Annotated in this window: 10 protein-coding genes; 4 read left to right on the top strand and 6 right to left on the bottom strand. The window is 34.8% G+C overall.

The annotated features are described in order from the left end of the window. Positions 1-182: 182 nt before the first annotated feature. The gene (locus ACIQ0M_RS14485; protein ID WP_396153492.1) at positions 183-437 is read left to right on the top strand and encodes a T9SS type B sorting domain-containing protein; all 255 of its coding nucleotides are present in this window, start codon (positions 183-185) and stop codon (positions 435-437) included. A 340-nt stretch (positions 438-777) separates the two neighbouring features. Here the strand turns inward: ACIQ0M_RS14485 and ACIQ0M_RS14480 are convergent, their stop codons facing one another. The 4 genes from ACIQ0M_RS14480 to gdhA all read right to left on the bottom strand — a co-directional run bounded on the left by ACIQ0M_RS14480 (position 778) and on the right by gdhA (position 8,304). Beyond that, positions 778-3,264 carry a S8 family peptidase gene (locus ACIQ0M_RS14480; protein ID WP_396153490.1) on the bottom strand — a complete coding sequence of 829 codons (2,487 nt, stop codon included), beginning with the start codon at positions 3,262-3,264 and terminating at the stop codon, positions 778-780. A 6-nt stretch (positions 3,265-3,270) separates the two neighbouring features. Further along, a complete protein-coding gene (locus ACIQ0M_RS14475; RefSeq protein WP_396153488.1) occupies positions 3,271-4,224 on the bottom strand; it encodes an AAA family ATPase in 954 nt (317 codons plus the stop codon). Between the two features lie 324 nt (positions 4,225-4,548). Then, entirely contained in the window at positions 4,549-6,840 is a 2,292-nt protein-coding gene (locus ACIQ0M_RS14470; protein ID WP_396153486.1) for a T9SS type A sorting domain-containing protein, read from the bottom strand. 120 nt (positions 6,841-6,960) lie between these two features. Beyond that, positions 6,961-8,304, bottom strand: coding sequence for an NADP-specific glutamate dehydrogenase (gene gdhA, locus ACIQ0M_RS14465; RefSeq protein WP_396153484.1), 1,344 nt, complete (start codon positions 8,302-8,304; stop codon positions 6,961-6,963). 266 nt (positions 8,305-8,570) lie between these two features. Here gdhA and ACIQ0M_RS14460 point away from each other — a divergent pair, with 266 nt between their 5' ends. Continuing rightward, complete coding sequence (locus ACIQ0M_RS14460; protein WP_396153481.1) at positions 8,571-9,359, top strand: THC0290_0291 family protein; 789 nt, start codon at positions 8,571-8,573, stop codon at positions 9,357-9,359. A gap of 54 nt (positions 9,360-9,413) precedes the next feature. Here the strand turns inward: ACIQ0M_RS14460 and ACIQ0M_RS14455 are convergent, their stop codons facing one another. Then, a complete protein-coding gene (locus ACIQ0M_RS14455; protein WP_396153479.1) occupies positions 9,414-10,559 on the bottom strand; it encodes a cystathionine gamma-synthase in 1,146 nt (381 codons plus the stop codon). A gap of 133 nt (positions 10,560-10,692) precedes the next feature. Here ACIQ0M_RS14455 and rbfA point away from each other — a divergent pair, with 133 nt between their 5' ends. Beyond that, positions 10,693-11,085, top strand: a complete 393-nt coding sequence (gene rbfA / locus ACIQ0M_RS14450; protein WP_396153477.1) for a 30S ribosome-binding factor RbfA — start codon at positions 10,693-10,695, stop codon at positions 11,083-11,085. A gap of 1 nt (position 11,086) precedes the next feature. Next, positions 11,087-12,286, top strand: coding sequence for an ABC transporter permease (locus tag ACIQ0M_RS14445; RefSeq protein ID WP_396153475.1), 1,200 nt, complete (start codon positions 11,087-11,089; stop codon positions 12,284-12,286). Position 12,287: 1 nt separating this feature from the next. Here ACIQ0M_RS14445 and dusB read toward each other — a convergent pair whose 3' ends face one another. Beyond that, the gene (gene dusB / locus ACIQ0M_RS14440) at positions 12,288-13,280 is read right to left on the bottom strand and encodes a tRNA dihydrouridine synthase DusB (RefSeq protein ID WP_396153472.1); all 993 of its coding nucleotides are present in this window, start codon (positions 13,278-13,280) and stop codon (positions 12,288-12,290) included. Positions 13,281-13,563: the final 283 nt, after the last annotated feature.

Here is a 13,563-nt window from a genome sequence, read left to right as displayed (position 1 = left end):
TATTTTTGAATAGAAACTAACACATGAAAAAAAGTAATTTTAGGTGAAAAATCGGGGTGGTCAATTTGAACCGAAATTGGGTGGTCACTTTCAACCGAAATCAGGTGGTCACTTTAAATCGGAATTGAGTGGTCAATTTGACCGGAATTTGCAGCTATACAACCAAAGAAGTTTTTTTATTAATGTATCCGAAGTTTTTTACACCAAATAATGATGGTCATAATGATTTATGGAAAATCAAATTTTCGGAAACAGAACCAAATTTTCAGGTCAATATTTTTGACAGGTATGGTAAAATCATAACAGGATTCAAAGGAAATGACATCGGCTGGGACGGAACTTTAAATGGGCAAAACCTCCCTTCATCTGATTATTGGTTTGTGGTTAAAAGAGAAAATGGAAAAGAATACAAAGGGCATTTTTCGTTGAAAAGGTGATTTAATCTCAAATGTATGGTCTTACTAAAAATAAAACTAACTAATAATATTTAGTTCGATGTCAAAAAGGGGTTGTTTTTTAGACTAATATACAAAATATCAAACACTTGCGGTTCGAGAATTGGTCAAGAGGGGGAGCAAAAAGAGTAATACGAAAGTATTGCTCTTTTTTTGTTTAAAGACTTTCCACAACGTTTAATAAAGTGTTTTATCGGGCTAAATTTTTTAGGAAAGATTTAATATTGGAATCATTTTTGGGTAAATAAAAAACCCGCTTTGGAGGCGGGGTGGGTTGATGTTGGTGTGTGTTGTACAAAAAGATAGTAGGATTAACGATGGGTTAAACTACAATTAAATTCTCTATTTCGAGTTGATTTGCTATCGGAGTGTAAATGTCTTGTGTGTTTTCGGGTGTTTCAATTGAAACAATGAGTGAATACCTTAATTTAGAATTAGCTTTTTGCTGTTTTTTTAGTTGTTTCCACCACCCAGATGCTAATGGGTAAACCGCTAATCTGTTGCAGGATGCTATTTCAGCAGCTGAACCTTTCCAATAATTACTGTGTATAGATCCTTTAAAAACTGTATCTGCACCTAAAGACCATCTACTATTCCCAGTCCCCCTCGTATAATCACCATCTTCTAACTTTTCAACACCTAATTCTTTTTTAAGGTTTTGAATATTAACCCTATTTGTTCTAATTTCAAAATTTTCAGGGGTTTCCTCGGGATTAATAAGTAAGAATTTTAATGCACAAGATTGATATGAATATTTTGTTGAATAACCTTTATCGCCTGGATTTGGTTCAATGTAATAAGATAGTGTAACTCTTAAAGTAACATCAGCAGCTCCCAAATTTTCCAAAATCTCTTTAGGCCAAGGAAACTCGTAATAATGAATTTCATTTGTTTTTATTTCACCATCTAATTTATATGGTTGAATTATTTCTTCTGAAATGAATGTCAAATAGTTAGATTTACATTCAACTGCTTTTTCCAATTTTGGAATTCCGTAACCAACAATTCTTAATAATCTTTGAATATCACCAATCTTGTTTGTATCAATTTTGAATTGATTAATTAATTGTTCATTCCATGAAGCAGAATGTATCATTAAAGCTCTTAAAGTTTCTGGCCAAGCACTAGGATATACATCTCTTAACTTTGCCAAAAAATTAGATGCAAAAGCTGTTGCTGCACTTGTAGCTTTAAACCTTGCAAAGGCATTAACAACTGCATTTGTTGATGTTGTAAGAATATCTAAATTCTCGTGATAATCAGTACTGCCATTTTCAAGTTTTTTTAAGTTTCCCCCTTCAAAAACAACTTCTGGTTTTAAAGGCCAAAAACTTTCCCATGAACTTGATGTTCTACTATAAGGAGACAATTCAAATTCACTTGCTACAGTACTTTCATTAAGCAAAATTTTTTGAGTAAAAGCACCAATAGTTATTGCATTCCAAGCTTGTGCGGGACTTTCTATGGAAAGATTTAAATTACTTTCAGGATAATTTTTCCAATCTTCTTCTTCTCTTACATTTCCTGCACTTACGACGAAAAGCTTTTTATCATTTTCATCTTCACCGAAAACTATTTTATCTAGATAAGCTGACCATGTAGAAGGTTTTCCAAAATCATTTTGATTTTTACCTGTTACGGCCATACAGAATATCCTTTTATAATCGGGATTTGTTGCAATCGCAATATTTATTGCGTTTTGAGTAATATAATGGCATTCATTTAATTCATTTTCTTGTCCATTAGGTGGAAGTATTTTTAATGACTCTAATCTATGTCTAATTTCTAATGGGCTATTGTTTTCTAAGGTAAAATTTAAATTTCCATATAAAGCAATACCAGCCATACCAGTACCGTGCCCGTTGTGTCCAGAATCATTTTTTCCCCAATTTATATCCGCCGTTAAACGGTCGGAATCTAGTAGTGAATCTCTTAGTAAAAAATGACCATTATTAACACCTGAATCTAATATAGAAATATAATTATTTGAATGATTAAAGCTAATATTATTTAAAGCAGATTGAATCCAATCCTCTCTATTAACAATAGTTTGGTCCAACCAAAAACAATTTAATTCTTCAGCTCTACGAATTTCAGCAATCCATCCAAAAGAAAGGATAAGTTCAACTAACTGTTGATAATTTACTTTTAAATTAATTATAACTCTTTCAGGAAATATAGTAATGTTTTCAGAGACAGGGATATTCAAAAAATCACAAATACTTTTTAATTTCTGGACTTTTTCATTTATTTCAGAATTGTCTATTGCTAACCATAATTCACACCAAACTGCATTTTCATTTGGCAAATATTCATTTGAACCGCTCCAAATAAAATCAACAGTGGTTCTTATAATATTATCTATTTTTTCAATTAATTTTTGGTTCTTTGGCAGACCTTTGTTCGTGTCTTTTTTTAGGTACAAGCTTACTTTTTTAATAAGCTTTTCTTTTTTGTCTTCAGGAATATAGACAGTCGCAGCTTGCGTAGAATTATCATAATCTATTTTTACATTGAGTAGTTTAGCCCCATCTGAACTCAAAGAGTCAAGTTCTAATAACTGTTTTTCAGAACCAATAAACGTAATATATTCTCCATCTTTTAATGGTAAATCGATTTCAGCTCTCTGACTTATTTCCTCATTGTGTTGTTGCCAAATATTATTTAGAGTTGTTAAAATGAAATCACCATGATTTTGTCTATCTCTTTTTGGTAATACTGATTTAATTGGAGGTCCTGGTGGAGTTGTATACTCTTGGGAAGAGTGAACATTTTTTACAAAAAGGTGTGGTTTAAAATTTTCACTCATAAATTATTACAAATTATAGCTGTTTTTTCTCTCTTTCATCATTTGAACTAATAATTTTTGAGTCACTGTACTTTTGTCAGTTAAAATAACTTCTTTAATAGCATCATTGCATGCATTTGTTATTTCTGCATGGCTTAAACTATTTGCCGCTTCAACAGCTGCTTTAAGCGAGAAATTTCCAAGAAATTTATTTAATTTTAATTTCATTAATTCTTCTATCTCTTCCTTATTTGGTAAAGAATATGTTATAACATCATCAAATCGTCTAAATAAAGCTGAATCTAGTATTTTTATATTATTAGTAGCTCCAAAAATTATGCTTTCTGATGAATCTTGTTCTATAAATTGCAGGAAAGAATTTAAAACTCTTCGCATTTCTCCAACTTCGTTATCTCTTCCTCTTTCTGCACCAATAGCATCAAACTCATCAAATAAATAAACACCTCTATTTGTATTCATCATATCGAAAATCTGTCTCAATTTAGAAGCTGTTTCACCCATATATTTGGTCATCAATTTATCCATCATAACTACATACAATGGCAATTTTAATTCTCCTGAGATTGCTGAGGCAGTAACAGTTTTTCCTGTACCGGGAAGACCTGATAATAATACCTTTCTCCTATTTTGTAAACCATATTTTAGTATCTTATCTCGTTCTTTATACTCTCTTATTATTCTATTTAATTTATTTAAAACCTCAGTGGAAAGTATTAACTCATTTAATCTATTTTCAGGATAATAAACTAATACTAAATCACTTAAGTCAGGACTAATTTTAATTACTTTAAATCCGCCTGTTTTTGATTGATCAACTAATTCTTTAATTTCTTTTGCTATGATTAAATGACCTTGTCTAGCTTCATGAGCTGCAAGTTGCAATGCAATAGAAGTGAATCTCTCATTATCATTCTTATAATGAGATTGCAATAAGGACTTTATTTGTTCGGATGTCGCCATAAAACAAAAGTAGTAAAAAAAATAAGCTTTCAATAGAATCTGTAACTTTTCAATTTAAGATGTTTTAAATTAAAGTTTAACCTTTTGTTTCTTTTTGTTTTGAGAAAATAAGACAAATCGTTGAAAATACAATAAACTAACAATGCTAACCTTTTTAATAAACTTAAATATCTCTACAGATTTATGACCACGTTATCGTAAGAATAATAAATACTTAAGCTTGTGATCAGTTTTAATAAAAACATCAAATAATCATAAAATAATAGATTGTTTTACTCATTTATACACACACTCAACTTGGTAGATGAAGAATAATGTAAGTTCCTACCTCACCACCATCACCTTCTTCACCGTAGTATCCAACGCATCATCCGTAGATATAAAAATCATATAGACACCGGAAGCTACTTTGTATTTTCCGAATGCGGTGGTATCCCACTCAATGGTGCCGCCTTCGGAGATTTCTTCATAGACTAGGTTTCCTTCGATGTCGGTGATTTTAACGTTGGCTTTGCTTGTTAGTCCGGAGATTTTTACGGTGCCGTCAAAGCCCGGTCGCACCGGATTGGGGTAAACATACACGTCTTGCAGGTTATCGTTGGGTTTCGTGGAGGTTCCTTTGAAAGACACCATTCCTTTGGAGGTGGCAATAAAAACTTCACCAGAGGTTCCGTTGATTTCGATGTCGTTGATTACGTTACTTGGTAACGGTGAATTGGCCGAAGTAAAACGCTGTAACGTTTGCTGACCGTTTGGCGAAAACTGAAACACGCCCGCATCGGCTGTCCCAATCCATTTGTTGTTGGCACCATCTACGGCAATGTCCGTAATAAATTGTCCGAATAAAAGTTCTTGTGCCAAACCGTCATCTAAAATAATGATGGAATTGGTGGTGAGTTCTTCTTCATTTAAAAAGCGATCGACAGAGGGTAAAACACGTAGTCCTTTTCGTGTTCCAATCCACAACTGATTTCGATTGTCCACAATAGCACATTGAACGGCGGAAGATGGTAAATTTCCTTCGTTTTGGCCTTCTGTAATTTTTATCAAACGGTTGTTGAAATTTTCATTAAAGGCAATTAAACCTTCATCCAACGTACAAAGCCATTTGGTGTTATTTTTATCGACAGACATTCTGGAGTTGCTAGTAAGTCCGCCCAGCACGTCGCTCACATCATAGGATTGCCATTGTCCGTTAGTTCGAAAAACCTTGAGCATATTGGCAATTAAACCGTTTGAAACCCAAAGATTACCTTCTTTGTCAAAGGCAGTTTGTTCAATTCGAATATCCACATAAGTTGGGTTTCCGGCAAGAACTAACGACTGTAAACCACTGTTAGTTGTGTTGAAAAGTGTGGTAGGCACATCGTCTTCCAACTTCAGTAAACCCGAAAAATAAGAACTTGCATAAACAGTGTTTTCATTTGTGGGGTCAACGGTAACTCTAACTATTGATTTGGCACCAAATAATTCTTCATATGGAATGTTAAGCCATTCTTCCTGAGCTAATTTGCTAATTCCATATTCATCTAACGGATACGGATTATTAAACTGAGAATAATCGCCATAGGTTGCCCACAAAGTTCCGGAAGGAGTAATCGTTATTGAAAAAATATTGTTTCTATTTGGTCCTTGCGGAAGTAAAACTTCAAAAGAAGAAGGGTTTGTTAGTGATGTCTCAATCACACCATTTTCAAATGTACCAATATAAATGGTGTCGCCTATAATTGTTCCCGAAGTGAAACTTGACGTTAAATCCGGGATGGAAGTACTTTGAATCGACACAATCTGACTGAATGACTCGTTCATGACCACCACTCTGGTAGAAGTAGTTGCAATTAGTTTATCGCCTCTGCTGCGTAAATCAAGAAAGGGTTGACCTACACTTAAAACGGACGATGGAGTTGACCCAATGAATCGGTAAATAATAGTATTTGAATTGATGGCTACGAGTTGGTTGTTAAACGTAACAATTCCTTTCCAAAATCCGCCATCAAAGGTTTCCCAAGCTTCAAAATTAACTAAATTTGGATTGGATAGCGGTGCTTTACGGATGCCGTGGTTTAGAGTGACAGCATAAATTTCTTCGTTTAAAACGGTTGTTTCGAGCACTTCTGCTTGTGCTCCCGTTGGACTGATATAAAACGTATCTCCAAATGTAAAATCGGTTAATTTGAATTCTACCAAAGCAAAATCAGTGGAGATATAGAGTTTTTCATTGTACTCATAAATGTGATTGATTTTCTTTTTATTGGGCGGAATTCCACCGGCTTGATCGCGAATTCCAACTAATAAAGTAATTTCTTCGGTGGCTTCATTAATCATTATCAGTAGCCCATTGTCATGCCCCACAAAAGTTCTATTGTATTGTTGACTGTGGTAAATGGTAGAAATGGTTTCTCCTGAAAGACCATCAACCGTGTTAAACGTTTTTATTTCATTGGTAGAGCGATTTTTAGAAAACAATGCTGTTTCACAGGCAGCAAAAAGTCGGTTTTCGGATTCTGATAGATCGCGTACTTCGTTATAGGAAAAATAACCTTGCCACAAAAGGTTTTGTGAAATGCTCTCAAACGGAAGCATAAGTAGTACAACAATCCAAAAAAAGTTCTTCATCAGTAAATCAAATTGACACACAAATATAGGTAAAACGAAAGAATCCTACTTTTAATATTTGGAGAATAAAAAAAGCTGTCATTTTCAGACAGCTCTTTATTTTATTTATTAAGGTTGAGATTATACTACACCTTGACCTAACATCGCATCGGCAACTTTAACAAAACCGGCAACGTTTGCTCCTTTTACATAGTCAACATAGCCATTTCCGTCTGAACCATATTTTACACATGATTCGTGGATGTTGGCCATAATTGCTTTCAGGCGTTGGTCAACTTCTTCAGATGTCCAGCTTAAACGCAATGAGTTTTGTGACATTTCTAAACCAGAAGTAGCCACGCCACCTGCATTAGAGGCTTTTCCTGGTGCAAATAATATTTTTGCTTTTAAGAATGCTTCAATTGCTTCGGGAGTAGAAGGCATGTTGGCTCCTTCAGAAACACATATACATCCGTTGGCAATTAATGCTTTTGCTTCTTCATGGTTTAATTCGTTTTGTGTAGCACACGGTAAAGCGATATCACATTTTACTTCCCATGGACGTTTTCCGTCAACATATTTTGCGTTTGGATATTTTTTTACATACTCACTGATTCTAGCTCTTAATTCATTTTTGATGTGCATTACGTGAGCCAATTTCTCAGCATCAATTCCGTCTGCATCATAAATATATCCAGAAGAATCGGATAATGTTACTACTTTTCCTCCTAATTCGGTTGCTTTTTCGGCGGCATATTGTGCCACGTTTCCAGAACCTGAAACAGTTACAATTTTTCCTTTAAAGCTATCTCCTCTTGTATTTAACATACTTTGAGCAAAGTATACGTTTCCGTAACCGGTAGCTTCCGGACGAATTAAAGAACCTCCAAATGAAATTCCTTTTCCCGTTAAAACGCCGGTAAATTCGTTTCTGAGTCTTTTGTATTGACCGAACATATAACCCACTTCTCTACCTCCAACACCAATATCTCCTGCGGGAACGTCGGTATCTGCTCCAATATGTTTTGACAATTCAGTCATGAAACTTTGGCAAAAACGCATGATTTCGATATCGGATTTTCCTTTTGGATCAAAATCTGAACCTCCTTTACCGCCACCCATTGGTAAAGTTGTTAAACTATTTTTGAACGTTTGCTCAAAAGCCAAGAATTTTAAAATACTTAAATTAACAGAAGGATGGAAACGAATTCCTCCTTTGTATGGACCAATGGCGGAATTCATTTGAATTCTGTATCCGCGGTTTACTTGTGTTTTTCCGGCATCATCAATCCATGTTACACGAAACATGATTACGCGTTCCGGCTCAACCATACGCTCCAAAAGCATTTGGTTTTGGTATTTTTTATTTTGCTCAATAAAAGGAATAACCGTTTCGGCAACTTCCTTAACAGCCTGTAAAAATTCAGGTTCGTTTGGATTTTTTTTAGCTACTGCTTCAACAAAAGAGTGAATACTTTCTGTCATGATTATTAGTTTAATAACGTTTTATGAAAACGTTTTCGTTTGTTGCGACAAATATACATTTTATTAAAATATCGGTATAATTTTTTTTATATTCTCAGTAGATTTATTTTTTTGTTAAGAAATCAAGATAAAATCAATACTAATTCACAACATTTAAAACAAATTTTAGTTTTTTTCGTATATATAGAAGTATTTTTTCATTTTATTTTACAAGTGAATTATGTTTTTATATATTTGTCGAGAATTGTCATTTAAAATATATGCAAATGCCCAAATATCTTATAATTACCTTATTGCTATTATTTGGTTTTAACAATACCGTTAAAGCACAGTTTGGTTTTTCGCATGAAGTTGGTGCGATTGTTGGTCCGGTTGCTTTTCAATCTGATTATGGAGTGCGTGGCGACGGCGAAACAAACTTTGGAAATACCGGTTTTGGGATTGGAATAATTCATTACATGAATTTCTCCTACCGAGCAGATTGTAACTGTTATGCAACACCTACCTATTTTAATGACCATTTTAAATTAAGAAGTGAACTTTCATATAATAAAACAAACCTTGAACACTACGGAAAATGGGTCGATGAAAGTAGAACGTCAGTTTTTGCTCAACAATTAAGAGGTATGAAAGGAAGCACATCTGTGACTAACATAGGTATGCAGTTAGAATATTTTCCTTTGAGTATTAGAGAATTTTCAGCTACACCCGGAAAATTGGCTCCTTTTATAAGTTTAGGAGGTCAATTTAGTTATTACAAGCCGGAGGCTTACTCAACTTTAGGTCCTGGTCTAGGTGAATTATTAGAAGTTACTCCAGTAAAATATATCGACGGTGTAACCAATGAAAGCGGTACAGTTTGGTCTGTTGTTGCCAGTGTTGGAACACGATATAAATTAACTGTTCTATCCGATTTAATGATTGATTTGCGTTGGCAGTATTATTTCTCCAACTGGGTGGATGGTTTAAATCCTAATCCGGATGTGTATAAAGAAAATAAAGCAAATGACTGGTTAGTTTGGTTAAATGTAGGTTACATTTATTATTTAGATTAATCGTTTAAACTATAAAAAAATCCCGTCAACTTTTTGCTGACGGGATTTTTGCTTTTATCTGAAAGCCTGTTCAATATCGGCTAATAAATCATCAATGTCTTCTACTCCTACACTCAAACGAACCAAGTCGTCTGAAATTCCAATTTCTTTACGTTTTTCCTCCGGAATTGAAGCGTGTGTCATCAAAGCCGGGTGATTGGCCAACGACTCAACACCGCCCAATGATTCTGCCAAAGTGAAAACTTTTAATTTTTCTAAGAATGAAATAGAATCTGCTTTTTTACCTGATTTAAATGTAAAAGAAACCATTCCTCCAAAACCGCCAAGCATTTGTTTTTTAGCAATTTCATGAAATGGATGATCGGGTAAACCTGGGTAAAAAACTTTCTCCACTTCAGGATGATTACTTAAAAACTCGGCTACTTTCATTCCGTTTTCACAATGTCTTTGCACTCTTAGGTGTAGGGTTTTGATTCCTCTTAACACCATATAACTGTCTTGCGGACCTAAAGTTCCTCCGGTTGCAAATTGTGCAAAGTGTAACCTTTCACCTAATTCAGCATCTTTAACAATCAAAGCACCGGCAATCACATCAGAATGTCCTCCTAAATATTTGGTTGCGGAATGCATGACAATATCAGCACCCAAATCCAATGGTTTTTGAAGATACGGTGTGGCAAAAGTGTTGTCAACGGCAAATAACAGTTTTCTCTCGTTTGTAATTTTAGCAATTGCAGCTATATCAGCTAATTTCATCAATGGATTGGTTGGCGTTTCCACCCAAACTAATTTTGTATTGGCATTGATTAACGATTGAAATTTCTCCAAATTATTCATATCCACAAAATGGAATTTAATACCAAAATCTTGATAAATACGAGAGAACATGCGGTAGGTTCCGCCGTATAAATCATCCATTGCTATTACTTCGTCGCCGGGTTTTAATAATTTTAAAACTGAATCAGTTGCCGCTAAACCGGAAGCAAAGGCTAAACCACGAACGCCATTTTCGATACTTGCCAAGGCATCTTCCAACGCTTGACGAGTTGGATTGGCCGCTCTGCTGTATTCATAATGATTAATGGGAACACCCGGACTTTTTTGTGCAAAAGTTGAAGTGTTATAAACCGGTGGCATTACCGCTCCTGTGCTTGGATCATGATGTTGATTACCATGTATGACTTTTGTGTTGAACTTCATAATTTATTTGTTTGTGCAAAGATAAGAAGTTGCATTTTATAAATTTTCTAACTTATTGCTAAAGATTCAATAAAATAAACAATGCCGAATCAATTAAACTTCAAATAAGCACAAAAATCTGTACTTTTGCATCATGGAAACAAACAGACAAAAGAAAATAGGAACCGTTTTGCAAAATGATTTGGTAGATATTTTGCAAGGAGAAGTGCGTAAAAACGGAATCACTAACTTGATCATTTCCGTTTCAAAAGTATCGGTTACCACCGATTTATCAATAGCTAAAGTATATTTAAGTGTTTTTCCAACTGAAAAAGGCCCGGAAATCTTAGCAGCTATCAAATCAAACACGCCTTTGATTAAGCATGACTTATCACAGCGGGTAAAACTTCAGTTGCGAAAAGTTCCAAATCTGTCTTTCTACATTGATGATTCATTGGATTATATTGAAAAAATTGACAAAGCCCTTACTGGCGATGAAAATCCAATTGAAAACCCAAATCTTTTAGAAAAAAGAAAGAAATTCTAACGTGAAATTTCCGCTTTACATAGCCAAGCGTTACTTATTTAGCGGTAGTAAAAATACCGCCATTAACATTATTACCCTCATTGCATCGGTTGGGATAATTGTTGGAACCATGGCTTTGTTTGTGGTTATGTCGGTTTTTAGTGGATTAAAAGATTTCAGTTTATCCTTTTCAAACGACTTTGATCCGGATTTAAAAGCGGTTGCCAAAACCGGAAAAACAATCTTTATCAGTCCGCAACAGGAAAACGAAATCAGCAAAATAGAAGGAGTTGCTCATTTCAGTAAAATCATTGAAGAACGAGCTCTTTTTACGTTTAACGGAAAAGATATTTTGTCCAACATTAAAGGTGTTGACAAAAATTTTAATCAAGTAAACCAAGTAGAAAAAACTATTTTTCAAGGGCAATGGATTGAAGAGAATTCAGAGCAAGTTGTAGTTGGACATGGGATAAGTCAAAAACTTTCCATGGGTTTGTTTGATTTGGTCAATGTATTTGAAACCTTCGTCCCTAAACCGGGAAAAGGAACAATTGATTCTCCGGATGGAGCATTTAATCGTTCCGTTTTGGTTCCCGTTGGGTTTTATTTCATCAATGAAGACCTCAACCAAAAATTTGTTTTTGCCGATTTGAGTATTGTTCAAGAACTATTGGCCTATCAACCCAATCAAATTTCCGGAATCGAGTTAAAACTTGAACCCAAGGCAGACGAGTTGGATGTCATTGCTTCGCTGGAAAAAATTTTGGAAAACAACGTTGTTATCAAAAACAGAGCTCAACTCAATGAATCGCTCTATAAAATGTTGAATACCGAAAATTTGGTTTTGTATCTTATTTTTTCGTTGGTAATCACGGTCACGCTTTTCACATTAGTCGGTGCTCTGATTATGATTATTATCGAAAAGAAATCAAACTTAAAAACCTTGTTCAATTTAGGTGCTGATGTGGAAGATTTGAGAAAAATTTTCCTTTATCAAGGGTTTTTAATTTGCTTTTTAGGATGTGTGATTGGTTTGGTGTTTGGAATTATTGTTACACTTCTTCAACAACAATTTGGATTTATCATGATTAACCAAAGCATGGCGTATCCCGTTCGCTTTTCCTTTACAAATGTGTTGATTGTGATTTTTACTATTGCTGTTTTAGGATTTCTAGCTTCATGGATTGCCAGTAGTAGAGTCAATAAAAAACTTTTGGAATAAGTTAAACCGCTTGATAGTTCGCATACACCTGTGTAATTTCTTCAAAAACATCCATTAAAGCCATCGCTCCGTCAGTGGTAACTAATTTTTGTTTGTAATCTTTAAATCCGTGAATGCCTTTAAAATAATTAGTGTAGTGGCGTCGCATTTCAAAAATTCCAACACGTTCACCTTTCCATTCCATCGACCAGATTAGATGATTTCGGGCAGCTTCAATGCGGTCTTTCATGGTTGGTTCAGGTAAGTGTTCTCCGGTTCTGAAATAATGTTTGATTTCGTTAAAAATCCACGGATAACCGATGGCAGCACGTCCAATCATCATCCCATCCAAACCAAATTTATTTTTGTATTCTAAAGCTTTTTCGGGTGAATCGATGTCGCCGTTACCAAAAATAGGCATTGTAATTCTCGGATTATTTTTTACACGAGCAATATGCGACCAATCGGAATGACCTTTGTACATCTGTGCACGCGTTCGGGCATGAATGGTTAAGGCTTGAACGCCCACATCCTGCAAACGCTCGGCTACTTCATCAATGTTAATGGAATTTTCATCCCAACCCAAACGGGTTTTTACCGTTACCGGAAGATTAGTACCCTTAATAACCGCTTTGGTCAAGCGAATCATTAAATCAACATCTTTTAAAACACCGGCTCCGGCACCTTTGCACACCACTTTCTTCACCGGACAACCAAAGTTAATATCCACTAAATCGGGTTGAACAGCATCTACAATGCGGGAAGACATTTCCATTGCTTCTTCGTCACCTCCAAAAATTTGGATTCCAACCGGACGTTCGTAATCAAAAATATCCAATTTTTGCTTGCTTTTAATGGCATCACGAATCAAGCCTTCGGACGAAATAAATTCAGAATACATCAAATCGGCTCCGTGCAATTTGCACAAGCGACGAAACGGCGGATCACTCACATCTTCCATCGGAGCAAGAAGTAATGGAAAGTCGGGTAAAATGATGTTTCCGATTTTAGGCATTGAATTTTTTTGCAAAGATAGTTAAACGGGTGGGGTTTGCAAAATGGGGTAATTTTAAACCTGACAGATTTTGAAAACCTTTCAGGTTTAATGAGCGAGGTTGTTGGTTTAATTAAATAAATTGTTCATCTTATCTAATAAAGTTTTAGCTTGTTCTGTAGACTCCCCATTTTTAGTACAGTTCTAAATTATAAAATTTATTCCACATAAACATGTTTTTGATATTGTTCATGGGTTGAATGAAGCGTAGCGGAATGAAACCCATGAACAATAGACTGTTCTC

The sequence above is a fragment of the Flavobacterium sp. genome (genome assembly GCF_044339515.1).
Classification (GTDB): domain Bacteria; phylum Bacteroidota; class Bacteroidia; order Flavobacteriales; family Flavobacteriaceae; genus Flavobacterium.
This window is presented reverse-complemented; position numbering and strand designations above follow the sequence as displayed.